Raw genomic sequence first — 24,975 nt, 5'->3', positions numbered from 1 at the left:
CCGTCGCCGCGTCTTCCGCGACTGGCACGTCGCCGGCGGAGGGGGATCTGGCTTTCTCGCGATTCGAAATTCGAGACGACCGGCATTCACGGTCTTAGTTCGACGAATCCGGCTGCGCTGAAATCATCGTCGAATGCATATGCATTACGGATGCCTTTCCTGCGCATCAGTGCGAAACTCGTCGCGTCCACGAACGAGTACTCTCGCTCGTCATGCCGGGCCAGCCAGTCCCAAGCCTGTTCCTCGAGATCGGCGGTGATGTGCTCGACGCGAACGACCGCGCTGAAGCGGATCGCGGCGGCGCCGACGGCGGCCCGATGACCTCTGCGGCGGTTCAGCAGTGTCCAGGTCTCGCCCAAGACGTGGTTAGAGGTCAGAACAACTGGTGGCTTGCTGGCACACAGATTCTTCGCGATCTCGTGCCGGGCATCTTTGGCGTTGCCCAGCGCCGCCCAAAAGGATGTGTCAGCGAAGATCATTCGCGCTTTCCGTACAGCACATCGTCAACGGATGCAGACAAGTCGGCTCCCCCGTCGAACGATCCGATGAAGGCATCGACCGGATCTGGACCAGGTTGTCGGAGGCGTTCGGCCACGTACTCTCGGATAAGCGCCGCTTTCGACTTCCGCGTACGTCGTGCCTCGACTCCTAGCGCTCGGTCCATCTCCTCCTCGATGTAGATCTGGAGTCGCTTCATGCTCCGAACATACGTCAGTTCGCGAGATGCTGTATACAGCAGGATTTCGCTGCCGGCACCGTTCCGGGCAGCACCGCAGCCGCCAACCCGGATGGAGCGCAGATTGGGGGGACCGTTGATCCGGGGCAGCGCGGTTCCGACCCCGTTCCCCGGACACCAGACGGACCTTGTCCGGCGACAGCGTTGCGCATAGTCTCGCGGGCGCATGACGTCCGTGCCACCATTACCCACTACCCGGCAGGTTCGCGTCCATTCGCCGGGGAGCATATCGCTCGATCGCGTGGACTTGGCGCCCTGCGGTCCGCGGGACGCTCTCGTGGAGGTCCACGCCTGCGGCATCTGTGGTAGCGACCTCACCTACATCCGCCTCGGCGGACTCGCCGGACCGGGCGGGGCGCCGATGCCACTCGGGCATGAGTTTGCCGGGGTGGTGCGGCAGGTCGGGGCCGAGGTCGCCGGGCTGGCACCGGGCCAGCGGGTTGTGGTCCATCCCGGCAACGATGTATTGGGCCGGATCGGCGGGGCAGCGCCGTCGGCGGCCTGGCCGATGTGGTGCTGGTCCGGGAGGCCGCGGCCGGAGGACGGCTCATCGGGATTCCCGACGGCATGGCGATGGATGTCGCGGCCCTGACGGAACCGGTCGCGGTGGGAATGCACGCCGCCGAGCAGGCCGATGTCTCTCCCGCTGACACTGCCGCGGTGTTCGGTTGCGGCCCAATCGGTTGGCTGCGATCACCACCCTGGCGGACCGTGGACTGAGCGGGATCGTCGGGGTGGATCCGTCGGCCAAGCGACGGCGGCTCGCCGAGCTCCTCGGCGCGTCGGCGGCAATTGATCCGAACCAGACGAAGGTGTGGCGCGAACGGGGACGCCTGCACGGAACCCGATCGCTGCCCTACGGACGCGCACCGGCCACCGACGCCTTCATCGAGGCGTCCGGGTCGGACCCGGTGCTCACCGACATCATCGACCGGGCCGGGCCCGGTGCGCGGATCAGCGTGGTGGCGTTGCACTATCAGGCGGTACCGGTCAACTTCCTCAGTGTGCTGATGAAGGAGTTGACCATCCGCGGCTCCATGGAATATCCGACTCGGTTCGAGGATGCGGTCGACCTGCTGGCCCGGCGGGACCTCTCGGCACTGATCACCCACCGCTTCCCACTCGACCGGGCCGAGGCGGCATTCGAGCTGCTCACCCAGAGCCGCGAGTGCGGGAAAGTCATGGTTACCGGTTCCTGAGGCTCGACGCCGGCGGGACGCGCCCCGCCGACGTCAGCCGAGGGTCAACCGCAGGAACTCCCGCCGGCGCGCCAGCACGCTGGGTAGCCACGGGCCGACGTCGGCGGCCTCGAACCACTCGGTGCGGTCCAGCAGCATCCGCAGCACGGTCGCCGCCTCGAGCCGCGCCAGCGGCGCCCCCAGGCAGAAGTGGATGCCTTTGCCGAAGCTCATGTGCCCCTTGCTAATCGGACGGTCCAGCCGGAATTTGTCCGGCGCCTCGAAATGGGCGGGATCGCGGTTCGCCGCGCCCCACAGCAGCAGCACCCGGGAGTTCCTCGGCAGCGCGGCACCCGCGAGTTCGGTGTCGCCCAGGACATGGCGGTAGTGCGCGCGGAACGGCGGCTCCAGCCGCAGGGTCTCCTCGATGAAGACACCGAGCAGATCCGGCTGGTCGCGGAGCCGCCGCTGCAGCGCCGCATCGGTGGACAGAATGGCCACCGCGGTGCCCAGCAGCGATGCCGTCGACTCCCCGCCAGCGCTGAACAGCGAGACCAGGATCAGCTGTGCGGTGAAGGCGTCGAGTTCGCCGGCCGCGCACGCCTTCGCCAGCACAGCCATCAGGTCATCACGCGGGCTGGTCGCGGCCAGCCGCAGACGTGTCGTAATGTAGGCGCTCAACTCGCCAATCGCGGCCATCGACGCGGCCAGCTCGTCGACCGACATCAGCCCGTCGAGCAGCTGGGTGCTGGCATAACCCCACCGCGCCAGCTGGTCGGCATCGGCCTCGGGGACACCGATCAGGTCGGCGACAACGCTCATCGGCAACCGGTTGGCGACGGCGTCCATCCACTCGATGGTGCCGTCGTAAGCTGCTGTGGCCCAGAGCGTTTCGAATACCCGAGTGATCAGCGGCTGCAACGCCTGCACCCGTTTGGCGGTGAACTGGCCGACCATCAACTTGCGGTGCGAGGCGTGCACGGGGTCGTCGGCGGTGACCAGGATGTGGGTCCGGCCGCCCACGCCGTCCATCGGGAACGGGACGACCCCACCCGCAGGGGTGAATGTCATGGTCGCGGTCAGATTCGACGAGAAGACCTCGGGCCGGCTGACCACATCGGTGATCGCCGCCCAGCTGCTGACCACATAGAACTCGGAATCGCCGACGCGATGAACGCCGCCGTCACTCCGCAGCCGGGCATACAGCGGGTAAGGGTCCTGGATGGCCGCGTCGCCGAAGAACTCGGCCGGGTCGATGGTGGCAGTCATTGTCAGTATCGGGACTCTACCCGTCTGCTGCTCTGCTCGTTCGTCAAGCGTGCCGCCTTCCATGAAGCTCAGAAATCCCGCCAAAGCCACGCGAAGCGCGTCTGGCCCAGGGTGCCCGGGGCTAACTCCGCAAATGCCGCTGCCGCGTCTGAGCGGGGTGGCGGGCCGGCCGCCATACTTTAGCGGTGGTGAGTCCGTGAGCCGCTCGGCTCACTGATCGATGGCATCCTGGTCCATATTGCGCTTCGAGCGCGCCGTCGGCCGCGTCGACCGCCGCCGCGGAATGCGATCTGTGATGCCACTCAGCGAGTTGACCATCCTGTTGAGGGTATCGACTGCCGACTCGAGGGTGTCGGCGGTGGGCGTCAACCTCTCCACGGCGGGCTGTAGCCGACTCAGGATTTCAGCGGCTTCGGTGAATTGTTCGAGCGGTCCATTCTTAGCCAGCAGCTTGTCGATGACGCCGTCCTCGGCGAACATCCGCTCGATAATGCCGTCCTCGGCGAACATCCGCTCTAACGGTCCCTCCTCGGCGAGCAGCCGATCAGCGAGCCCACCGGGCGCCAGGATCCGCTCTAGCGCGGTTCCTTCAACGGACACCCGATCGAGTAAACCGCCGGGCGCGGTCAACAGGTCGACAACCCCACCCGGGCGCATCAGCTTGTCCGCCGGCCCGCCGCGGACCAGAGCGCGCCCCATCGCCCGGTCGTTTTCGGTTAATTCGGCAACTCGGTTGGCACCAACGAGCGCCCCGCGCAACGGAAATAGGTCGGTAATCGGATCCACGGTCTTCGGGCCTTCCTCCCCCAAGGACTGCTTCACAGCCCCGAGCGCCATGGCCGCAACGGCGAGTCCGGCGTCGGCCACCGCGACACCGGCCCGGACAGGGGCCATCGCTGCACCGACAATGGCTTTGCTGATGTTCACGCGGCAAGTGTATGGCTCGGCGTCGTCTCCGGTGGGCGACAGCGCCAATGGGATGGCAGACAATCCAGGCGATGAGCTACGTCGCCAGACAGGGTTTCGAATCGGGGCCACCGTCGCCCGCGCGCAGCAGCGCCAACCCCAGGTCCGTCGGCTGCAACCGTGCCCTGGACGCCGGTTGCCCAAGAACAAGCGCGCGAGTTTGTGTGCGTTCACCCCAAGGGAATGAAATCCCTTGTCTCAGAAGGTTTCGTCGCAGACTGCACGGCGGGTGACGATCGGCTTGACTCCGAGTTTGCAGATTAACTGGTCGATCTGCTGCTGACGTTCGGCGGTTGGTTGGCTGTGCGGGTTGCAGAAGTAGGCCGGGAGTCGGGTCTCGACGCACCGTTGGGCATGATGGGCCATCGCGCCACTCTGGTTTCAGGTCCACGGCCGGCACAGCGGTTCGGCAGCGTGAAGGGCCGAGGCGATGGCGTTGCGGACGGTTTCGGCGCCGTGCCCGGCCCAAGCGGCCCGTTCTTGACTCGGAGTCGTGAGCGTTTGGGCATTCGTGGCGGGATCAGCAGCGCTGGTGAAACGCGGGTTAGCTTGCCGGCTAAGGATTTTCGGCGCGCCGTCTCAGCGCAAACACCCTGAGCTCGCGGTCGGTGCGCGATTGATACCTGCGGTAGATCGACAGCGCAAGGAAGAGCGCCAGGGCGTGCTCGCGTTGGTCGCCGGTCAGCAGGGTCGCGGTTATTGGTATCACCGATCCGGCGATCGTCACTGTTGCCTCTGGGTGCGCGAGGAGATTTGACGACCATGCCGGGTGGTGGGGTTGCCCGAAATTGCTGCCCAGGACGAACAACCGATCGTTGTCACGAATGTAGGTCAAGGCGTTGTCACGGCGTCGTCCGGATTTGCGTCCGGTCGTGGTGAGCACCAGTACTCGCATCGCGGCGGACCCAACGATTGTGGCGCGGCCCCCGGAGTTGCGTAGCAGCCAGTCATCGATGGGTGCGATGACCCGTTGGACCAAGCGCGACCCGAGTGTGGTCCCGGCGAATCCGTAATACGGCTTGAGCAACAGCGGCATGTCGTTTCGGGTCCACCGCGCTTCGGGTAAAACATCCCGGACCATAGCCGTCACCTTTCTGTCAGATCGGTTCGAAGCAGGATTGCAGCTTCAACGCTCGCCACGGGCGGCGTCCACCGACAGTGCGCAAGCCTTTGCGAGCGGCGGTCAGTGGTCCGATCCGTTGGTAGAGCAGCAGCGCCAACGTCGAGGCTGGCGCCCGCAAGACCGCATCGGGGCGATCGCCGGGACGGCGCACGCGGAATTCGGCGGTACCAGCGTGGACGTGAATCACGTAGGGCCGCGCCTCAGGAACGTCGATCGCAGCGCAGATGTCGGTGTGCGGCGATAGCCCGGCGCGCAAATAGGCGGAACCGGAACCGAATTGCATCAGCCCGCGCAACACCAGCAGCATGTCGCGTTCGGGGAGTTCCCATGGGGCCGTGACGGCGCGGGCGACGTCGCCTCCATGCACCAGCAGCTCACCGAGCCAGTTCGTCTGCGAACTGATGCCATCGCCGAGCAAACCACAATGAAACGGCAGCACCGGCCCTTGGTTCGCTACAGCATCGAAGTAGCTGTCCATCTCCGGCTCGAGCCGCGGCGACCGCCGACCCGCAGTTGGGGTTGGGCGCCTTGATCGAAATCGGTGGATACATGACGGGACTTACCGCGCAGCGCAAGGCGAATCCCGGCGATGACCTGGTGTCCAGGTTGATCGCCGCGGAAGTTGACGGCGAGCGCCTCAGCGAGGCCGAGGCGACCTTCTTCTTCGGCATCTTGATGTTCGCCGGCAACGACACCACCCGAAACACCGCGTCCGGTGGCATGCGCGCCCTGATCGAAAACGAAAGCGAGCGCCTAAAGCTCGTCGACAACCCCGACGCCATCCCGAACGCCGTGGAGGAAATGTTGCGCTGGGTCACACCGATCGTCTACTTCACTCGAACGACACAGTGCGACACCGAAGTCGGTGGACGCCGTCTACAGGAGGGCGAACGGGTCGCGATGTGGTATCCGGCCGGGTCGCGTGACCCGGAGGCAATCGACAACCCCGACCGTTTCGACGTGTCTCGGCACAAACCTCCCCATCAAGCTTTCGGCGGCGGCGGCGCACATTTCTGCCTCGGCAACGCACTGGCGCGCCTCGAACTGCGGGTACTTTTCGAAGAACTGATGCGACGGACCCCCGACATGCAATTCGCCGGCCCGATCACCCGCTTGACATCGAACTTCTCCAACGAACTGACCTCGATGCCGGTCACCTTCACGCCCGGCAAGCGCGAAGGCGGCACGTGACAAGAATCGCGGCGACGTGTGAATTGGGTCGGGTCGAAGCGCACTCAACTGCTGGCGCTGAGCGACATTCGAGCCCTCCGCGATCTCTGCGACACCCGGACTTCGAGCCCATGGTAACCGGCGTGTCTCACGAACTTGGCGGATCCGCCATCACTCCGCCATCATTCGTGAGATTCCGCCAGGATCCGTGAGAACCTACATATGTGCCTACATATGTGTAGGTTCTCACCACGGATGGCATCTCGCCACGGCCGCGAGCAGCGCTTTACCCGAGTTGTCTCACGACGGTGCCGGCCGGTTTGTCTCACGAATTGCCGTATTTCCTAGGCGGATTGCTGCACGCGGCTGGTCGCGAGGGGTTCCGGCTCTCTATCCTATCCGAACGAATATATACGTCACCGGTAACATATATACTAGTGCGATGACGAAGCATCTGATCGACATCGACGACGAGACGCTGGGCGCTGCCCGCGCCGAGTTGGGCACCAGCACGATAAAGGACACGGTGAACGAGGCGTTGCGCCGCGCAACGGCCGTTCGCGGACACCGGATCACAGCGGCTATGGACGTGCTCGCAAAGGCCAGCCTCGACGATCGCTCCGAAGCGTGGCGCTGAGCTTCGTACTCGACACCAGCGTAGTCAAGCGGCTCGGACGGCCCGAGGTCCGTGAGGTCGTCGAGCCACTGGCCCTCGGTGGGCAACTCGGCCGGCCCCGCATCTGCGACCTCGAAGTGGGCTACTCGGCCCGCAATGCCGACGAATGGGATCTCCTCGTGGGATCCCTCGATGCGTTCGACGCATTGGAAACAACTGCCGCTCATGTGAATAGAGCGTTGCAGGTTCAGCGGCTGCTCGCTACACGCCGCCAGCGGGGACGAAAGATTCCCGACCTGCTCGTCGCTGCCGCGGCCGAAGAACTCGGCATCCCTGTTCTGCATTACGACGCGGACTTCGATCTCATCGCCTCGGTCACCGGCCAACTCTGCCGATGGGTCGTGCCCGCAGGAAGCATCGAGTAGCCCCCGGCTACGGACGAATGACAGTGTCGAAATTGGGGCAGCCCGTCCACGCCAGGGTGTCTCAAGTTCGATGCACAAGTGCAGCGCTGGTGCAGCCGAACTTGAGAAAGTGCAGTCAAACTTGAGAGCCTACAAAGGCGGTCGCTGTAGGTTCCCATCCTCGACGACATGTCCGGCGTCCGCTGACCTGTGGCACTTCCAGTTGTCTCACGGCGATCGAGAGGCGGTTTGTCTCACGGACCGCTTCGATTCCTACGGTCGGGCGCTACTCGTCGCCGATAGCGGTGATGACCTCAAACCCGGGCGCTCCGTCGAGTCGAAGAGCCCGCCATGCGAGACGAGCGGCCTGCCGAGTCGATTGGGGGCGGCTCGCGATCCAGCGGTCACCGTCGTGAAGTTCGTCGCCGAGCGCGTGGCCAATCTGTTTGCACCGCAGGCGCATGGTGGCACAGGCGGTGATCGCCGTTGTCTTCTTCCGATTGCCGGTCAATAGGCCGGGGTGCGCGCGGTCCGGCTCCGGACACGGCACTTGGCCAGTCGCGCTTAGGGATTTTGGTGCGTTGTCAGGAGCGCATCAAGTGTGATTGTGAATGCTTCGTCGATGCGGTCATGGTCCTCGGTGGCTGCCAGGTCGAGTTGAAGGCCGCGGATCTGGGCGAGCAGCGCTGTTGCGACGGCAGGCGCGCGGCTGGGCGAGAATCCCTCGCGGATGAGCCTGTCTTCAATCGGTGTGATGAATGCGTGCGAGGTTGACTCCAGGATGCCGGCGTACTTGCTGCGATCGCGCAGGGCCAGTCCGTAGATCTCGGCCAGCAATAGGAACTGCCGGCGTTCTTTGGGGTCATCGAGTCGACGCCAGAACGCTCGCAGCAGCTCGGCGGTGGATGCGGCGCTCAGGTCGCCGTCGCGAACTATCTGGGTCAGCAGCTCAGCGCGGAGATGCTCGACGACCTCGGCGAGCAGTGCTTCCTTGGAGGTGAAGTGCCGGATCACCGTCGCATGAGTGACGCCGAGTGCCTGAGCCAGCGGTCGGAGCGACAAGTCGGCGATGCCGTGGTCGAGGACATATTCGGCGGCGGCTGCCAATAGCTGGGGGCGGCGGTGCTGGTAGCGCAGCGCGCGGCCGTCGATGCGCGATGCCGGCTCTGTCATGACGCGGATCCTACACTAGCCGTACCAAACGGTTGACAAACCATTTGGTACGGCTAGTATGGTCGAGCATGGAACCCAATACCCCTTCTGTCTCGCTCCTCGACCTCGGCCTGTTCACCGGCGCGCCGCAGCACCAGAACTTCCCCCGCCTCAGAGACTTCGTGGCCTCGCGGGAGATGACGCCCTCCCGCGCGCCATTCACCTTTCCGCACGGCGAGCCGGTCGAATTGCCGGCCACCTATGACTTCGAGGGCTCGACGAAATCCATGCACGACTTCTTCGTCGACACCGATACCGCCGCCCTGCTCGTCATGCAGAACGGGGCAGTGCGACACGAAACCTATGCCTTGACCGGCGGGCCTGATACGCAGTGGATCTCGTGGTCGGTCGCCAAGAGCTTCATCTCCGCCCTGGTGGGTATCGCGATCGACGAGGGGTTCATCGGCGACATCGACGATCCGATCAGCGACTACATCCCGGTGTCCCCGGGGTCGGCCTACGACGGAGTCGCCATCGGCCACGTCCTGCAGATGTCATCGGGGGCGCGGTGGAAAGAGGACTATTCCGACCCGGAGTCCGACATCATCCGTCTGGGCGCGGTGATGGCCGGCATCAGCACGCTGGAAGCCTTCGTGGCCAACATGGTTCGCGAAAGCGAACCCGGAACGGTGTGCCGCTACAACTCGACCGACACCCAGGCGCTCGGCTCCCTGCTCGTGCACGCCACGAACCGCTCACTGTCGGAATACATGCAGGAAAAGCTCATCGAGCCGCTCGGCATCGCCGCACCGGGCTACTGGCTGCTCGACAGCACCGGTATGGAGATGGCCTTCGCCGGTCTCATGCTCACCCCGCAAGACTTCGCCAAAATCGGAGAGCTATTCCGCAACTCGGGCGCCTGGCGCGGTCAGCAGGTAGTGCCGGCTGCGTGGGTGCGCTCCTCGATCACCGCCGGCGCGCCGCACCTGAAGCCCGGCCGCGTCATCCTCAACGACCACGCCGTCCCGCTCGGCTACGGCTACCAGTGGTGGCTGCCCGACGGCGACCACGGCGAATTTTCCGCGATCGGCATCTACAACCAATTCGTCTACGTCGACCCCTCCCGCGACGTGGTCATTGTCAAGCTGTCCGCCAACCGCGCCTACGGCACCACTCCCGACGAGTCGACCAACCGGGAAATCGAAACGATCGCCTTCCTCAGAGCCATTGCCCAGCAATGCGACTGAACCACCCGACCTCGCTCCTCACGACAACCACCAAGACAGTGCTATCTGAGCCCAATACTTGCCGGGAAGTCTATGGAAAGTGTTGTCCCGCAAACCCGCTCATCCGGCGGACAGCTATGCGCTCAGCGGGTTAATCCAGCGAAGTACGGGGAAACGCATGAAATCTGGGTCGGCAGAGGCTAATTCGACCCCGTGTTCGACCGCGAGCGCGGCCAGTTGCGCATCTGGCACGAGATTACCCGTGATCTCGACTTGTTCGGACAGTCTCGCGTAGACCCGCGCTGTGGTCTCGGTCGCGGGTGGGATCCACACCACTGGGACGGCGAGCCACTCCGCTACGTATCTCCAAGCGGCGGGGCCGGACAACGGATTCTCGGCGACTCTTGGATGGGTAGCGATTCGCAAGAACGCACCAATTGTCTGCCAGGGCAAGCCGACTCGGCTATCGCCGTCAAGCACTTCTTCTAGCCAGGACGCGGCGGCGACGTTATGGGCGCTGCTCTCGTCGACGGCATACAGCAGCAAATTCGCGTCAACGATCATCGTCGAGCAGATCGAGCACGTCGGCGACGTTCGTGACGTCTACTTTCAGGCCGATACGCGAGGTCCGATGCTTGTACACAACCGTCTTGGGTGGGGCCCCCCGAGCCATCCCTCTGCGCGCCAAGAGATTCAGGGCCTCGCTCAGGCCCATCCCCTCGCGGCGAAGGCGCTCGATCTCACTGGCGACATCGCTGTCAATCACCACCGTTGTCCGCACGAATCCGATAATAGCGGCAACCGCATCATGATGCATCACTATCGGCATGGCCGTGCCTCGCGAAACAGATCGGTGCTCAGGAGTCGCCGAGGCCCCAGCTGATGACACGTGTGGGGTAGCGCCAGCGTGGGCAGCGAGACCACCGGCCCGTCGGCGTACAGCAGCGCGTCGGTGAGCTCGAACAACGCGCGGGTCGCTAGCGCGCGACGGCTGATAGGCGTCCCTGCACTGGCGGTGCGGATCCATGCACGGCGCTGAGCCGCATGTACCGAAACACCGCTTCAGCTCGATTGGATGCCTTCAACTTTCGCAGAATGTGCTTGACGTGCGTTTTGACGGTGCCCTCGGAGATCACCAGGTGCGTTGCGATCGCACCGTTGCTCTTGCCTTGGGACATGAGCGCCACCACTTCGATTTCACGGCGTGATAGCAGCGACTCGATGCCGGAATTGGCGGCCAGTGATGCGGCGATGGGGGGTGGCGCGGTGACACCATCAGTCTGTGGCTGCGGGCGGCCGAGCTCGGTCCGGGCCGTGCACAGGTCATCGGCGGCGGTCGCGATGCCACGCACCATCCGTTGAATCTCGTTGCGCGCCGAGCGTAATCGCTCGCTGAGCGCCGTGCGCTGGAATGCGTAGCCGAACGCCTCGGCGAACATCCACAGCACCGCCAAGTCCTCGTCATCGACGTGCCGGCGGCTGACGTAGCAGTCGGCGTGCAGCAAGCCGATGATCCGTCCGTCGGGCATGATCGGCGCGGCGACATAGGATCGCGACAGCGACGCTTGCCCGATCGCGGCATTGGTGCGGCGAGCATGTTGCGCGTCTCGGACGAGCACCGGAGCACGGCGACGCATGATTTCGCTTTCAATGAGCATGTGGTCGATGTGCACCGGATGGGCGCGCCCCACCCTGGCGATTTCGCTGGCCCACTCGGCGTCGGCCTTGACATGGACGCTTTCCACCCGCCACGTCGACTCCTCGACGCGCGAAACGATGGCGCGGTCAAAGCCGCACCGACACAGCTCGGCCGGCGCACGCTCGAGCATTTGCTCGATCGAGTCGACACCATGCAATCGCGACAGTGCGGAGCGGGTGGCAGCGTAACGGTCCTGCTTCTGCCTACCTTGGGCTTGGGCGACCTCCACTTGCAGATGGCAGATTTCGGTGAGCAACGCGATCATTGTCGAGTTGGTGGTGGCGACTTCGGCGAGGCGGTCGTAGGCCGACTTCAGGGCCGCTTGAATGCTCATGAAGTTGCGGTCGTCGTCGAGTGCGCCGACGTTGTCGAATCCCGGTAGCGTGGCGACCTCGTGCAGCGCGGAGACCACGCGGTCCCTCAATGGCTGATCGCGCAGGGGCTCGCCGACGAGAGACCAATCCCCAGCGTCGGCAACGCGGATGGAACAAACTTCCGGAAAACGCAGCACGTTTTCACCGGATCGGGGCCAGAAATCGGCGGTGCCGGGTGGATTTAAGGTGGCGGTACTCATGTGGCCAAAGCTACGGCGACGTGCGCCCCTTCAACATGGAAGCCGCTTCCAAATCTCGAACTGGGCACTGGAAGCCGGCCACAGGGCGGCGCTATGACGTTTGCGTGTCGGATTGGCCCGCACTGGCCAGCCCGCCGGGGCTGAGGTTGGCACTGGCATCAGCCAGGCGTAACGCCACCTCAAGCTCGAGTCGGCGGTCGCCTAGCGAACGGCCGAGCAGGTCCTTCGCCTGTTCGACGCGGTACATCACGGTGTTTTGATGCACGCCCAGCCGTTCGGCAGTCTTCGACCAGCTCATCCCCTCCTCGAAGAAGGCGACAAGTGTCGCACGAAGCCTACGGCTGCGCTCAGTGTTCAAACTCAGCTCGCCAAGCTCTGCTTTGACGAACTGCCCCGCGGCCGACAGATCCTGGGTCAGCAGAGCGCTCAGCACCGTGTCGTGGTAGCGGGCGACGGTGCCCGCCGCGTAGGAAAACACACCGCTCGCGCGGCGGCCGTCACGCGCTTGGCGGTGAGACTGGATAAACCCGTCCAGCCCGTCGCCGATTCCCCCGACCGAGGCGAGCAGCGGGGAGTCGACCGACAATGCGCCGGGCGGGGAATCGGTCACGTTCGGGCCGCCCGTCCAAGCCCAAACCACCGACGGGCCCGCCGGAACGACCAGCAGCTCGACGCCCTTGAGTTTGTGCGCGACCGCGGCGGCGGCACCTTTCAATGCCTGCAGCGACGGTTTGTGTTGCGAGCGGGGATCAACCCACACCATCAACGCGACGTGTCGTCGTTCCAGGGTGTATCCGAGCGCCGCGCTCGTCGCATGCAGATCAACTGGACGCCCCGCCACCATCGCGTGGACCAGTTCCGCGCGAACCGAGTCGGCGCTTCGCACCCAAAGCTCGCGTTCCCGCTGGTAATAATCGACGAGGTCACCGCAGACCTTTTCGCAGAGTCCGTACAGGTACCGGGAGGCGGAATTAGCCAACTGCCACTTCACCTTTTCGGGGACATCCAGCCGCTGCACCGCCTCACGTAGTGCCGCGTCGCACAACCCCAACCCGGTCACATAGCAGCGCGGAATCGCCGCGACACTGATGCCTCGCTGCGCCAAGGTGGACACCCAGTTGAGGGTCACCTCCGGGGCCTGTGCCGCCGACGGCGACTCGCAGGCAGCGAACCCGCGCAGTACCGCCTGCACGTTGGGCAATGCGGCCTCGACCGTCAACTGCTCGAGGTCCTTGTCTTCGGGCTGGTGCAGTTCTGCGACCACCGCCACCGCGCGCAGGCCGATGCGCTCGGCTAGTTCGGCCACGTCAATCGATGCCGCGACCGCGGCGGCCTCCTGAGCTGCGACGTGTACGAGGTCCTGAGCCAATTACGCCCCTAGATCGCATAGACAACGTGACCGTAGCACTTTTGCGCCCCCCGCCAGCCCGAAAGCCGCGCGGTTGCTGTCGGTTATTGTCAGCGACGGGTTGGAGGCGTCCAGCGCGCCGGCAGCGAGTGCACGCCGTGGATGAAATTGTTGATCTGGAACTGGGGCTCACCAGCCAGCGTGATATCGGGAATGCGGGTATAAATCTCGGTGAAGACCGCGCTAAGCATCTGACGCGCAAGGGTATTGCCGAGGCAGAAATGCGGGCCGCCGCCGCCGAAGCCAAGGTGATCGTTCGGGTTGCGAAGGATGTCGAACGTGCCCGGATTCTCGAACGCCTCAGCATCGCGGTTCGCCGAGCAGTACCACATCACGACGTGTTCGCCCTTCTTGATCTCAACGTCGCCGATCGTCGTGTCCGCCGTGGCGGTGCGCCGGAAATGCATGACCGGGCTGCTGTAGCGGACGACCTCCTCCACAGCAGTGCCCAGCCGGCCGGGAAGGTCCTCAACCAGCAGATCGCGCTGGTCCGGGTGCTGCGCGAACAGCCGCACCGCGTGTGCGATGGTGTGGCGGGTGGTGTCGTTGGCGGCCGAACCCAGCAGCGAGAAAAACGACATGATTTCTTGGTCGTCGAGCTTCTTGCCCTCGAACTCCGCGTTGGCGACCCAACTCATCAGATCGTCCTTCGGATCCTTGCGGCACTTCTGAGCCTGCGCGAGCGCGATAGCCTGAATGCGCATGGCTTCCTCTACGTGCGTGGTCAGGGCGTCACGACCCAGCGCCATCCGCGGGTCGTCCCACGCCAGCATCCGCTCGGCCGCCTCCATGATGACGTGTTGCTCTTCACTGTCGCGTTCGACGCCGAAAAAGTGAGCGAAGATTCGGCCGGGGACGTACTTCGCGTACAGATCGGCGAAGTCGCCCTCACCGCGGTCGATGATCTCGTCCAAGCGCTCCCGTGCGGTCTGGGCTACCCAGTCAGCCAATTTCCGGATATTGCGCGCGGTGAAGGCCTGCTGGATCAGGCCGCGCAGCCTGCGATGGTCCTCGCCATCCATCACCAGAAACGACGCTGTGGCCCTGATGGCGTCTATGGGCATGTCCTCCATCAACACGCCCAGGCCAGAGCAGAACAGTTCCTTGCTGCGGGAGACGTGGCGACAATCCGCGGCTTTCGTGACCGACCAGAATCCGGGCGTGTTCTCATCCGGCGGGAGCAATGTCGACTCGTACGGCCGGCTATAAGAAACGGGCTGCTCCGTGCGCAATCGCGCGAATGCCTTATCCCGTTGCTCGAAGTCCTGTTCCCAGAATGACCTGGCGGCTAGGTCCAATTCGGGGTCCGTGATCATCAGGGGGTGTTCGGCAAATCTGGTCATGAAAGCAGGTTGCCACCGGCCGATTCGCCTGACGATCCGGCACACGGCGGAAGCACATCTCTCGTTGGGGGTGCCTGATGGCGATAGGCACATTGCGACATCATCAATCACCTGCCGGCGTGCGGTCTGCCGACGCCACCGCGAGCGCGTGATTGAAGATGCCCGACCCGGACAACGCCAGGCCACCGTCCACCACGATGCGCGCGCCCGTCACGAATGACGCCAGCGGCGATGCCAGAACCACCGCCATGGCTCCGACCTCTTCGGCCGTGCCGAACCGGCCCAACGCGATGCCGTCGGTCCAGGCCTGGCGGCCAGCCTGCGCGGCCAGCCGTTTCATTCCTTCCGTACCCTCGATCGGACCGGGGACGATGGCGTTGCTACGGATGCCATGCGGACCCCACTCCAGGGCGAGGTGTCGCACCAGGCTGTCGAGCGCCGCCTTGGCGGCGCCGACGTGTGCCTGATACAGATACGGCGCGTCGGACTGACCCGCCGAGATGAACAGCAGGCTGCCGCGGGTTTCCTTGAGTTGATCGAAAGCCGCATGCGCCGTGTGAAACGAGCCGAGCAGGTCGATGTCGACGACGGTTCGGAATCCATTGCTCGACATCGTCTCCGCGGGAGCCAGGAAGTTGCCGGCGGCCCCGCATACCACGCTGGATATGGGCCCAATATCATTGCGCGCCTTAATAAATGCGGCTGACATCGCCTCCAAGTCGCGGACGTCGGCCACCGATGTCGACACTCTTGCCCCGAGTTCACCGAGTTCTTCGGCGGCCGCCTCCAGACGCTCCCGGGTGCGGCCACAAATCGCGATGTCGGCGCCCACCTGTGCGAAGCAGCGCGCGATGCCGAGGTTAACGCCGCTGCCACCACCGGTGATGAAAGCGGATGTGCCACTGAGCAGTTCCGGCGACAGGCAGGTGCTGATCGCTTTCATGTTTGCGCCGGTATCCCGGCGGTGGGGGAGCGGTACTGGCGCTCCTGGGTGAGCATCGACTCGACGATGCCGCGCACTTTCAGGACTCCCGCGTCGGCCGACACACGGAATCCATTCGCGGCTCCCGCCTCACCAACGGTGTCCTGGATCGTCTCGACGACGCCGACGTCGACTCGCATGACCCGCTCGAAGACCTCGTGTAACCCCTGTCCGACCTGCTCGTCGTCGAGGCTGTAGTTGCGAGCGAACTGCCAGAAAAGATGAGTACTGCACGGCGTTTCAGGCGTCACGGCTTGAATCCGGACCTGCCCGAAAGCCTGGCCGTCGGCACCGAAGAGATCCCACCCTTCCACCAGCACGGCGGGCGAGATGAACGTGCCGTAATGCCGGCGGTGGTAATCGCGATCACGCGGCAGGCACGTCGCCGCCGCTTCCCAGTCGGCCAACGGCGCCACAGGCATGCCGCGGGAGAACGTCACCGACGTCTCGGATACCTCGATTTCGTCGAGGGGGGCCACCGAGCCGATGGTCGGCGGCGTCTCCTGCGGGTGCACCCACGGGATGTGCGTCAGGTCGAGATAGTGCTCGTGCACGAGCAGGTAGTTGGCGTTCACGCGAAGCGATGTGCCCGACGAAGCCCAATCCTGCCCGGTCAACCATGGCAGCGCGGGCAGCGGCCGGCCTTCTGAGCGCCCGGGCGCGCCGAGCCAAATCCACACGAACGGAGCAACTTCACGGACGGGATAACGCGCAACGCACGCTCCGTACGGCGGGTGGGGCTGCGACGGAACCTTTACACAAGCCCCAGTCGGGTCGTACTGGAACCCGTGGTAACCACATTCGATGTTGTCGCCCTTGACATGTCCCTTGGACAGCGGATAACCGCGGTGGCCGCACTGGTCGGCCAGCGCAACGATCTCGCCTGACTCTTGCCGGTAGAGCACGACACGGCGATCCAGCAGCCGGCGGCCAACAGGCGCTCTGCCGATCTCGTCACTGACGGCCGCCACGTACCAGCAGTCCCGGGGGTAGTTCGCGGTCATACGTCGAGCACCAGCTTTTCCGACAGCGAGCGCGACACGCAAATCATCATGCAATCGTTCTCGGCCTTTTCGTCATCATCGAGCACCGAATCGCGGTGATCGGGGCTGCCTTCCAGCACGGCCACCTCGCACGTACCGCAGATGCCTTCCATACACGACGCCAGCATGCTGACCCCTTTCGCCTTGATCGCCTCGAGGATTGATTCGCCAGGCCCGACGTCGACGGTGATGCCGGAGCGCTGGCATACGACCTGGAAGTTGTCGAGGGCGTCTTCGGACGGCGTGTGCGCATCTGGCTTGGCCGCGAATCGTTCGATGTGCAAAGCGTTTTTCGGCCAGGACTGGCAGAACTGTTCGACGGCGCTGAGTAAGCCTTCGGGCCCGCAGCAGTACACCAGGGTGTCGTCACGCGGGCTGCCGAGGACGCCGGCAAGGTCGGGCATTCCCTGCTCGTTCAGGGGCCAGATCGTGACCCGCTCACCGTATTTCGAGAGTTCATCCACGAAGGCCATCGATGATCGCTGTCGCCCGCCATACAGCAGGTGCCAGTCGGCTCCGTCCGCTTGCGCCGCCTCGATCATCGGCATCATCGGTGTGATGCCGATGCCTCCGGCGATGAACTGGTATCGCTTCGCCCGTTGGAAAGGGAAATGGTTGCGGGGACCGCGAACTTGGATCCTGGCGCCCTTGTGCAGTTCGTGATGAACGTGCTTGGATCCGCCGCGGCCGTTCGGATCGAGCAGGACGCCTACCTTCCATCGCTGCCGGTCGAGCGGGCTCGAACACAGCGAGTACTGTCGCACCAGCGAGTCGGTCAATATCAAATCGATGTGCGCGCCGGGATTCCAGTCCGGCAGGTCGCCACCGGACGGCTCTTCGAGCACCAGGCCAACAACGTCGTCGGCGAGTTCTTCGCGTTCGGCGACGATCAGTTCGACCGTGCGCTCCTGCATCTGCGGAACTTGGCTCACCCGAACTCCTTTGACACGATCACTAACCGCATGTCATCGAAGCGTGCGACGTGCGAGATTGCGCGACAAGCCGTCGGAGGATGGACCGTTATACCCCGAATGGGGAGTATTCGCGGGTTAGGGCCGATCGAGGAAGTCCTCGACGATCGGGGCGAGCTCGTCGGCACTCGTCACCAGCCCGAGATGACCATCGTGGAAGACGTGCAGCTCTGCGTTCGGAAGTAGTGCGCGCATGAGTCTTCCGTTCACCGGTGGAATGATCGGGTCATCGTCACCCGTCAGGATCAGCGTCGGCTGCCGGATCGATCGGGCGAACGGAACGCTTGTCCAACCCAGCGCGGCGAGCTGCTGGTAGAACAGACCGCGCCGATCGTTGTGCATGTGCTCGAAGATGGCAGGTGTCGGGGATCCCGTCCTGGCCTTGCCGCCATAAATCGTGGGCGCAACCTGACGGGCGTGGGCGGGATCGTCGAAGCGGCGCCGGGTAAGCATTTCGCGTACGACACCCAGCCGGCCTGGAATCGGGGGGCCCATAGTGCTACTGACCACGATCAGCCTGCGGCACCGGTGACCGTATTGAAATGCGAACTGCTGTGCCAGCGCTCCTCCCCACGAGACGCCGAGCACGTCGACGATCGGCACCTGCAGCGCATCGAGCAGGTGGCTCGTCAACTTTGCCGGCACGCGCATCCGATACGGCCGTGATGGTGTTTCAGACTCGCCTACCCCTGGGACGTCGAAGCGGATCACGCCGGTCTGGGGCGGCAGGGCATCGACGAAGGGTTGGAGTCCCTCCAGGCTCACCCCAAGACCGTTGCACAGCAGCAACGGTGGGCGGCTACCGTCGCCGTCTCGGACGGCGACCCGGAGCCGACGGCCGTCGACGGCGACGAAGCTCGTCGAGAAGTCCGGCTCTTGCTGGCCGCGAACGGAATTCATCATTTTTCTCCCTGCGCTGGGTTGCGGTAACGGGTCATTGCGACCGGTTGGTCGGTCGATCGGGCTGGCGGTCGCCGAAGTTGCACCGCTATACCCCGAACGCGACTATTCGCGCGCTATCGCCGATCAAGGAATTCCTCGACGATAGGGGCGAGCTCGTCGGCACTCGTCACCAGTCCCAGGTGACCGTCGTGAAAAATCTTGAGCTCAGAGTTCAGCAGCGCCTGGCGCAGCATCCTGCCGTTCACCGCTGGAATGACCGGATCGTCGTCTCCGGTCAGGATCAGCGTCGGCTGGCGAATCAGGGGGGCAAACGGAAGGCTGGTCCAGCCCAGCGCTGAGAGCTGCTGGTAGAACAGACCGCGCCGGTCATTGCGCATGTGCGTGAAGATGGGAATTGATTGCTTTTCCGAACGAGCCTTGCCGCCATAGATTTTCGGTGCGATCCGCCGGGCGTGTTCGGGGTCGTCGAAACGCCGGCGGGAAAGTATTTCCGGGATCACCCGCGGGGGGCCGGGTATACCTCCCAACACACCCAGAGCGGTACTGACCAGGATCAGCCTGCGGCACCGGTGACGATGTTGGAACGAAAACTGTTGTGCCAGAGCTCCTCCCCAGGAGACGCCGAGAATGTCCACCTGGGGAACTTCGAGGACGTCGAGCAAATGGCTTGTCAGCCGCGCGATTCCCCACATCCGATACGGTAGCAACGGGGTCGGCGACTCCCCGATCCCTGGGACGTCGAAGCGGATCACACCCGTCTGCGGCCGCAGCGCGTCCACGAACGGCTGGAGTCCCTCGAGTCTCACCCCGAGTCCGTTGCACAGCAGCAGCGGGGGACGGCTCCCGTCGCCTTCTCGTACCGCGATCCGCACTCGGCGGCCGGCGACGTCGACGAAGCGCGTCTCCAAGTCCTGCTCCTGACTTGGGCGTGTACTCATTGGTCTCCTCTGTGAAGTCATCCGGCGCGGACGTTACCTGCCGGAGGAGGCCACTTTGGGGCTGGAAAGCCGGTCGGGAGAGGCAGTTCCTACGGATGGGAGATCGCCCACGAGCAAGGTGGTCCATAGCGTTGACTTGCATGGACGAGCCGCTTCGCTGTGTCCGGAGGAGAAGAATCCGATGTTGGAATCGCTAGTCCAAAACGAGTTCGAGATCACTCTTCAACACGTCATGCGGCGCATGCGCACCATGAACTCCCAGATCGAAGTCGTCACACTGCTCGACGCCGACGGGAACACCACTCGAACCACGTACGGCGACGTGGTTCGCAGAGCCGACAGACTAGCCAACGCTCTGCATGGTTTCGGTGTGCGGCCCGGCGACCGGGTGGCAACGTTCGCGTGGAATACCCAGCAGCACTTGGAGGCTTATCTTGCGGTGCCCTGCATGGGTGTCGTCTTGCACACGTTGAACATTCGACTTTCCGACGAGCAGCTGGCCTACGTCGTCAACCACGCGGAAGACCGGGTGATCATCGTCGACGATTCGCTTGTTCCGCAGCTCGAGAAGGTCCTTCCCGAGATCGGCGGCGTCGAGCGGTTCATTGTCATCGGCGACGGCAGCAGCGGAAGCCTTCCCAACGTCTGCCGGTATGAGGAGCTGATTTCCGATCAGCCTGACGGCTACGACTATCCCGAGCTCGACGGCCGGGCTGCGGCCAGCCTGTGTTACACCAGCGGCACCACCGGCAACCCGAAGGGCGTGCTCTACGGGCACCGCTCCACGGTGCTGCACGCCATGGCCGAGTGCCTGACGGACACCCTCGACGTGCGTTCCAGCGATCGTGTCCTTCCGGTCGTTCCGATGTTCCATGCCAACGCGTGGGGCCTGCCGTATACCTGCGGGATGATCGGCGCGCCGCTGATCATGCCGAACCGTTTTCTTCAGGCCGACCCATTGGTGAAGCTGATCGAATCCGAGCGTGTGACGTATGCCGCTGCGGTGCCGACAATCTGGAGCGACGTGCTGCGCAAAGCTGAGGACAAGCCGGCGGCACTGTCGACACTGCGACGGGTCGTCTGCGGCGGGGCGGCTGTGCCGAGATCGCTGATGGAACGGTTTGAAGAGGCGTTCAGCACGCCGCTCATCCAGGGCTTCGGCATGACCGAAACCAGTCCGCTGGTAGCGGTTGCCGAAGCGCCGGCCGGTGCGACCGGCGAGGAGCTGTGGCGCTATCGATCAAAGACGGGACGCATCAGCCCGCTTGTCGAGGCCCGGATCGTCGACCCATCCGGAAACGAGCTGCCATGGGACGGCGAGCAGAGCGGCGAGCTGGAGCTCGCGGGCCCCTGGATCGCGTCTGGCTACTACCTCGACGGGCAGGCGGGGCTCGAGAAATTCCATGACGGCTGGTTGTGCACCGGAGACGTCGCGACAATCGACCCCCTGGGTTATATCCACATCACCGACCGCGCCAAGGACGTGATCAAGTCTGGCGGCGAATGGATTTCGTCGATAGAGATGGAGAACGCGCTGATGTCGCACCCGGCGGTGCTCGAGGTTGCGGTGATCGCCAAGCCTGATGAACGCTGGACCGAACGACCGTTGCCGTGCGTAGTGGTCGACGCCGCCGAAGCCGCAACGCCTGAAGCGCTCAACGAGCACCTCAAGGCCCAGTTCGCCAAGTGGCAGCTTCCCGACGAGTACGCCTACATCGTCGAGGTTCCCAAAACCAGCGTCGGCAAGTTCAACAAGAAGGAGCTGCGCAAACTGCTCTCCGACGGGCAGCTGCCCGGCCGGCGGCCGGTCGTCGCCAAAAAGTCCACCAAGACTTGATCGGATAGCCTTGCGGCTCAACGTGATTAGGCACGAGCCACGCCGCGCCCATAAGTTCGTCGGAGGTCAGGCTGATCGCGACGAGCACGCGCTGCGGCGCCCTGCCGGCGGTCGAGCAGAGCATGGGGTGGACGTGTGCGGGGATCGCACACACCAAGGCCCGGCGGTTCGGTTTGCTCGAAGTCGTTGTGCGCATGCGGATTCGCCGCGGGAGGTCCTGTTGATGGCTGAACCTAAGGGTCGCCATCCTCGTCGGGTGCGAAGAGTTTCTCGGGATGATGGAAGGTGTTGACCCGCGGTTGGCCGTGATCGAGGTGGGCCGGCGGGAGCCATTCGGTGTCACCTTTTGCATTCTTGCGAGTCGTCCAACCTTTTTCGGCGAGGCGATTATCGACGCCGCAGGCCAGGGTGAGGTCGCCGATGTCGGTGTAGTGGGTGTTGGGCCAGCCGCTGACATGATGGGCTTGGCTGTGGTAGGCCGGGGCGGTGCAGCCGGGGCGGGTGCAGCTGCCGTCCTTGGCCGCCAGCATGATTCGCTGGGCGAGGTTGGCAAAGCGCTTGGTGTGGAACAACGCCAGCGGTTTGGCTTGATCGAAGACGGCCAAGTAGTGATGCGACGTGGCGGCCCAGCGGATCAGCTGCGACATGGGTACCCGGGTGCCCCCGCCGGTGCGGGCCCGCCCGGCGGCGGCTTCCAGATCTTTCAGCGTGGTGGTGACGATGATCGACACGGGTAGCCCGTTGTGGCTGCCCAGGTCCCCGGAGGCCAACAGCGCGTGCAGACCGGCGGCCAGGGCGTCATGCTGGCGTTGGGGTTGGCTGCGGGTGTCGCGGCGGCCCGGGTCGGGCTCCAAGACTGGGGTGTCGTCCTCGGGATGGCACGCGCCGGGCGCGGCCAGTTTGGCCCAGGCGGTTTCGAGCAACGCCCGTAGTTCGGGGGTGATCAGGCCGCTGAGGCGCGACATACCGTCGTATTCCTGTCGACCGAGGATGAGGCCGCGTTTGCGGGCCCGTTCTTCCTCGGCGTAGTCGCCATCGGGGTGCAGCAGCGCCATCAACTCATGGGCGTACTTGGCCACCTGGTCGGGGCGGAAGTCACACGCTTTGCCGGCCAAGTCTTTTTCGGCGGCCTCGCGGGTGCCGGGGTCCACCGCGGCGGGCAGATGGGAGACGAAGTCACGGATCACCCGGATGTGCGCGTCCCCGATCATCCCGGCGCGTTGGGCGGCCGCGGTCGCCGTCAGCTTCGGCGCCAACGGCTCCCCGGTCAGCGCCCGGCGCTGGCCGAGGTCTTCGGCCTCGGCGATCCAGCGGTTGGCTTCGGCTTTGGTGATGCGCAGCCGATCGGCCAATGCCGCTGGGAGTTTGCCGCCGAGTTCTTCTTCGCCGGCGCGGGTGGCGAGGTGGTTGATCAGCACATGGCGCACCGATCGTGAGCGGCGCTCCCGGCGTTCCAGGCGCTCCATCACCCGCAGCAGCTCCGGGGTCGTCAGCGCATCAAACGTCAACCCGCACAACTGGTCCTGGGAGTCGTCAGACGCATCAAGGACTGCCACGATCTCCTCACGCGTGCTCGCTGACATACCCCGGATTCTACGAGGGGGCACCGACATGTTCTGATCGGCGCGAAGGCCCAAACCTGTTGATATCGCGGGCGATATCGCGTTTCACGGCCGAGTGCCGCCCAGCTCGCGTTACTGAAGTGACGACTGGGACGGCGCTCCGCAAACCGTGGCATCAATGTCCGCGGCGTCCGGCGCGCAGTCACGACGAGAACCGGCAGCGTCTGCCCGGCAGCGTCTGCTACGCGCGTGGCTCCGACAGCAGCGCATTGAAGATGTGGCGCTCGACCTTCTGCGTGAGATCGATATGCACATGCTTGGTCTCGGTGTACTCGTCGAGCGCGTGCGGGCCGAGCTCGCGGCCCAAACCGCTTTGCTTATAACCGCCAAACGGCAGTGCCGTATCGATCTGGTGCCAGTTGTTGATCCACACTGTGCCGGCGCGCAGCTGCGATGCGACTGCGATCGCACGTTCGTAGTCGGTACTCCACACCCCGGCGCTCAAGCCGTACGGCGAATCGTTGGCCTGCCGGATCGCGTCGGCTTCATCGGTATAGCGCAGGACGCACAGGACCGGCCCGAAGATCTCCTCCCGCGCGACTTCCATGTCATTGCTGACTTCGGCGAGGATTGTCGGCTCGATCCAGTAGCCCTTCGTGAACCGCTCTCCCAGCGGCGCGCCGCCACCGAGAGCGACCTTGGCGCCGCTTTGCCTCGCGCTGTCCAGGAACGCCAGCACCCGGTCGCGCTGTCTGGCGGAAATGACCGGTCCTACGTCGGTATTGAAGTCGGTCGTGTCCCCGAGCTTGAGCGCCGAGGCGCGGTCGACGAGGCGGTCCACGACGAGGTCGTACATCTTGTCGGACACCAGCAAGCGTGTGCCCGATTCGCAGATCTGGCCGGAGTACAGCATGCAGCCAAACAGTGCCCCGTCGATGGCGACGTCGAGGTCGGCGTCGTCGAGCAGCACCTGCGCGCCCTTGCCGCCGAGCTCGAGGGAGACCTTCTTCACGGTTCCCGACGCCAGGCGCATTATTTCGCGGCCGACTGCGGTCGACCCGGTGAACGCCACCTTGTCGACATCAGGATGTTCGGCCAACCTGGCCCCCACTTCTGCGCCGGGACCGGTGACAAGATTGATGACACCGTCGGGTACCCCGCATTTGTGGGCGATCTCGCACAGGCGCAGCAGCGTCAACGGAGTCTTTTCGTCGGGCTTGATGACCACCGAGTTGCCGGCCGCCAGCGCTGGGCCGATCTTCCAAATGCCCAGCAGCAGAGGGAAATTCCAGGGCACGATCGCGGCGCAGACACCGAGCGGCTCATGGCGTATCACGTTCGTCGACAGCGTCGGAAAGGCGGGCGTCGTCACCTGCCGCTCCCATTGGTAAGAGGCGGCAAGCTCGGCGAAGTACGCAAAGTGCGGCGCCGCGTAGCCGACATGGAAACCCGTCGCCTGCCGCACCGTGGCGCCGTTGGCGTGGATCTCCAGCTCGACGAGGTCCTCGATCTCGTTGCCTAGGCGCTCGGCGATCTGGGTCAGCACCCGCGATCGCTCGGCTGGAGTCAACCGCGACCATGAGCCTGACTCGAATGCCGCGCGCGCCGCAGCCACCGCGGCGTCGGCGTGCTCGGCCGTTCCCCGGGCTATCGTGGCATACACTTCCTCGGTCGCCGGGTCGCGGATCTCGTCCATCTCGTCCGAGTCGACATGCTTTCCGTTGATGAACATTTGATAGTGCTTGATGTCCGTTGCCACGTTGACGCCTCCGATTTCAAGTCGGGATCAAGTCAACAGGGGCGGCACCGCGAAGCACCATCGCCCGAACGGAGGGTTCGGGTAACTCACCTGCCGGAAATAAGCTTGTGCACCGC

Annotated in this window: 27 protein-coding genes; 7 read left to right on the top strand and 20 right to left on the bottom strand. The window is 64.5% G+C overall.

The genetic code is table 11. The features are described 5' to 3' along the window. Positions 1 to 86: 86 nt before the first annotated feature. Both BST40_RS04765 and BST40_RS04760 read right to left on the bottom strand, forming a co-directional pair. A complete protein-coding gene (locus BST40_RS04765) occupies positions 87 to 479 on the bottom strand; it encodes a PIN domain-containing protein (protein WP_075545956.1) in 393 nt (130 codons plus the stop codon). Next, positions 476 to 697 (bottom strand): ribbon-helix-helix domain-containing protein, encoded by a 222-nt coding sequence (locus BST40_RS04760; RefSeq protein WP_075545955.1) that lies wholly within the window; start codon positions 695 to 697, stop codon positions 476 to 478. Before BST40_RS04760 ends, BST40_RS04765 begins: the two co-directional genes overlap by 4 nt. A gap of 205 nt (positions 698 to 902) precedes the next feature. Between BST40_RS04760 and BST40_RS04755 the strand changes: the two genes are divergently transcribed. After that, the gene (locus tag BST40_RS04755; RefSeq protein ID WP_082275287.1) at positions 903 to 1,328 is read left to right on the top strand and encodes an alcohol dehydrogenase catalytic domain-containing protein; all 426 of its coding nucleotides are present in this window, start codon (positions 903 to 905) and stop codon (positions 1,326 to 1,328) included. 76 nt (positions 1,329 to 1,404) lie between these two features. After that, the gene (locus BST40_RS04750) at positions 1,405 to 1,935 is read left to right on the top strand and encodes a zinc-dependent alcohol dehydrogenase (protein WP_082275286.1); all 531 of its coding nucleotides are present in this window, start codon (positions 1,405 to 1,407) and stop codon (positions 1,933 to 1,935) included. A 33-nt stretch (positions 1,936 to 1,968) separates the two neighbouring features. Here the strand turns inward: BST40_RS04750 and BST40_RS04745 are convergent, their stop codons facing one another. The 5 genes from BST40_RS04745 to BST40_RS04730 all read right to left on the bottom strand — a co-directional run bounded on the left by BST40_RS04745 (position 1,969) and on the right by BST40_RS04730 (position 5,690). Further along, entirely contained in the window at positions 1,969 to 3,183 is a 1,215-nt protein-coding gene (locus BST40_RS04745) for a cytochrome P450 (RefSeq protein ID WP_075545954.1), read from the bottom strand. Between the two features lie 210 nt (positions 3,184 to 3,393). Beyond that, entirely contained in the window at positions 3,394 to 4,110 is a 717-nt protein-coding gene (locus BST40_RS04740) for a hypothetical protein (RefSeq protein WP_075546001.1), read from the bottom strand. 237 nt (positions 4,111 to 4,347) lie between these two features. Next, complete coding sequence (locus BST40_RS29970) at positions 4,348 to 4,515, bottom strand: hypothetical protein (protein ID WP_158006316.1); 168 nt, start codon at positions 4,513 to 4,515, stop codon at positions 4,348 to 4,350. 190 nt (positions 4,516 to 4,705) lie between these two features. Next, positions 4,706 to 5,230, bottom strand: a complete 525-nt coding sequence (locus tag BST40_RS04735) for a nitroreductase family deazaflavin-dependent oxidoreductase (RefSeq protein ID WP_075545953.1) — start codon at positions 5,228 to 5,230, stop codon at positions 4,706 to 4,708. A 16-nt stretch (positions 5,231 to 5,246) separates the two neighbouring features. Continuing rightward, on the bottom strand, positions 5,247 to 5,690 hold the full coding sequence (locus BST40_RS04730; protein ID WP_167381677.1) for a hypothetical protein: 444 nt from the start codon (positions 5,688 to 5,690) through the stop codon (positions 5,247 to 5,249). A gap of 131 nt (positions 5,691 to 5,821) precedes the next feature. Between BST40_RS04730 and BST40_RS04725 the strand changes: the two genes are divergently transcribed. From BST40_RS04725 to BST40_RS04715, 3 genes are all read left to right on the top strand, one after another. Continuing rightward, positions 5,822 to 6,463, top strand: coding sequence for a cytochrome P450 (locus BST40_RS04725; protein WP_244174295.1), 642 nt, complete (start codon positions 5,822 to 5,824; stop codon positions 6,461 to 6,463). Between the two features lie 421 nt (positions 6,464 to 6,884). After that, entirely contained in the window at positions 6,885 to 7,079 is a 195-nt protein-coding gene (locus BST40_RS04720) for a hypothetical protein (RefSeq protein ID WP_075546552.1), read from the top strand. Further along, complete coding sequence (locus tag BST40_RS04715) at positions 7,070 to 7,483, top strand: PIN domain nuclease (protein ID WP_075546551.1); 414 nt, start codon at positions 7,070 to 7,072, stop codon at positions 7,481 to 7,483. The genes BST40_RS04720 and BST40_RS04715 overlap by 10 nt, the downstream gene beginning before the upstream one ends. 543 nt (positions 7,484 to 8,026) lie before the next feature. Here BST40_RS04715 and BST40_RS04705 read toward each other — a convergent pair. After that, a complete protein-coding gene (locus BST40_RS04705) occupies positions 8,027 to 8,635 on the bottom strand; it encodes a TetR/AcrR family transcriptional regulator (RefSeq protein ID WP_075546549.1) in 609 nt (202 codons plus the stop codon). Between the two features lie 68 nt (positions 8,636 to 8,703). Between BST40_RS04705 and BST40_RS04700 the strand changes: the two genes are divergently transcribed. Further along, complete coding sequence (locus tag BST40_RS04700) at positions 8,704 to 9,861, top strand: serine hydrolase domain-containing protein (RefSeq protein WP_075546548.1); 1,158 nt, start codon at positions 8,704 to 8,706, stop codon at positions 9,859 to 9,861. A gap of 114 nt (positions 9,862 to 9,975) precedes the next feature. On the opposite strand, the gene BST40_RS04695 is transcribed toward BST40_RS04700, so the two are convergent. From BST40_RS04695 to BST40_RS04650, 10 genes are all read right to left on the bottom strand, one after another. Further along, positions 9,976 to 10,404, bottom strand: coding sequence for a TA system VapC family ribonuclease toxin (locus BST40_RS04695; protein WP_075546547.1), 429 nt, complete (start codon positions 10,402 to 10,404; stop codon positions 9,976 to 9,978). Continuing rightward, positions 10,394 to 10,669, bottom strand: coding sequence for a CopG family transcriptional regulator (locus tag BST40_RS04690; RefSeq protein ID WP_239988016.1), 276 nt, complete (start codon positions 10,667 to 10,669; stop codon positions 10,394 to 10,396). The genes BST40_RS04695 and BST40_RS04690 overlap by 11 nt, the downstream gene beginning before the upstream one ends. 148 nt (positions 10,670 to 10,817) lie before the next feature. Beyond that, the gene (locus BST40_RS04685; RefSeq protein WP_075546546.1) at positions 10,818 to 12,113 is read right to left on the bottom strand and encodes a LuxR C-terminal-related transcriptional regulator; all 1,296 of its coding nucleotides are present in this window, start codon (positions 12,111 to 12,113) and stop codon (positions 10,818 to 10,820) included. 91 nt (positions 12,114 to 12,204) lie between these two features. Further along, positions 12,205 to 13,482 carry a PucR family transcriptional regulator gene (locus BST40_RS04680; protein WP_122526390.1) on the bottom strand — a complete coding sequence of 426 codons (1,278 nt, stop codon included), beginning with the start codon at positions 13,480 to 13,482 and terminating at the stop codon, positions 12,205 to 12,207. A gap of 89 nt (positions 13,483 to 13,571) precedes the next feature. Next, positions 13,572 to 14,864, bottom strand: coding sequence for a cytochrome P450 (locus BST40_RS04675; RefSeq protein WP_075546544.1), 1,293 nt, complete (start codon positions 14,862 to 14,864; stop codon positions 13,572 to 13,574). Between the two features lie 103 nt (positions 14,865 to 14,967). Next, positions 14,968 to 15,807 (bottom strand): SDR family oxidoreductase, encoded by an 840-nt coding sequence (locus BST40_RS04670; RefSeq protein ID WP_083153609.1) that lies wholly within the window; start codon positions 15,805 to 15,807, stop codon positions 14,968 to 14,970. Further along, positions 15,804 to 16,850: an aromatic ring-hydroxylating oxygenase subunit alpha gene (locus BST40_RS04665; protein WP_083153607.1), complete on the bottom strand. Its 1,047-nt coding sequence runs from the start codon at positions 16,848 to 16,850 to the stop codon at positions 15,804 to 15,806. The genes BST40_RS04670 and BST40_RS04665 overlap by 4 nt, the downstream gene beginning before the upstream one ends. Continuing rightward, on the bottom strand, positions 16,847 to 17,803 hold the full coding sequence (locus BST40_RS04660; protein WP_083153605.1) for a PDR/VanB family oxidoreductase: 957 nt from the start codon (positions 17,801 to 17,803) through the stop codon (positions 16,847 to 16,849). The genes BST40_RS04665 and BST40_RS04660 overlap by 4 nt, the downstream gene beginning before the upstream one ends. 135 nt (positions 17,804 to 17,938) lie before the next feature. After that, positions 17,939 to 18,760 (bottom strand): alpha/beta fold hydrolase, encoded by an 822-nt coding sequence (locus tag BST40_RS04655; RefSeq protein ID WP_083153620.1) that lies wholly within the window; start codon positions 18,758 to 18,760, stop codon positions 17,939 to 17,941. Positions 18,761 to 18,876: 116 nt separating this feature from the next. Beyond that, positions 18,877 to 19,701 (bottom strand): alpha/beta fold hydrolase, encoded by an 825-nt coding sequence (locus BST40_RS04650; protein ID WP_208618901.1) that lies wholly within the window; start codon positions 19,699 to 19,701, stop codon positions 18,877 to 18,879. A gap of 181 nt (positions 19,702 to 19,882) precedes the next feature. Between BST40_RS04650 and BST40_RS04645 the strand changes: the two genes are divergently transcribed. Next, entirely contained in the window at positions 19,883 to 21,538 is a 1,656-nt protein-coding gene (locus tag BST40_RS04645; protein ID WP_083153600.1) for a long-chain fatty acid--CoA ligase, read from the top strand. 233 nt (positions 21,539 to 21,771) lie between these two features. On the opposite strand, the gene BST40_RS04640 is transcribed toward BST40_RS04645, so the two are convergent. Both BST40_RS04640 and BST40_RS04635 read right to left on the bottom strand, forming a co-directional pair. Next, positions 21,772 to 23,121, bottom strand: a complete 1,350-nt coding sequence (locus BST40_RS04640; protein ID WP_083153598.1) for an HNH endonuclease signature motif containing protein — start codon at positions 23,119 to 23,121, stop codon at positions 21,772 to 21,774. Positions 23,122 to 23,341: 220 nt separating this feature from the next. Continuing rightward, positions 23,342 to 24,832, bottom strand: a complete 1,491-nt coding sequence (locus BST40_RS04635; RefSeq protein WP_083153617.1) for an aldehyde dehydrogenase family protein — start codon at positions 24,830 to 24,832, stop codon at positions 23,342 to 23,344. Between the last annotated feature and the right edge of the window lie 143 nt (positions 24,833 to 24,975).

The organism is Mycobacterium persicum, assembly GCF_002086675.1.
In the GTDB taxonomy this organism is placed as follows: Bacteria; Actinomycetota; Actinomycetes; order Mycobacteriales; family Mycobacteriaceae; genus Mycobacterium; species Mycobacterium persicum.
The sequence above is the reverse complement of the archived record's forward strand: the minus strand, read 5'-3'. Positions and strand labels throughout refer to the sequence as shown.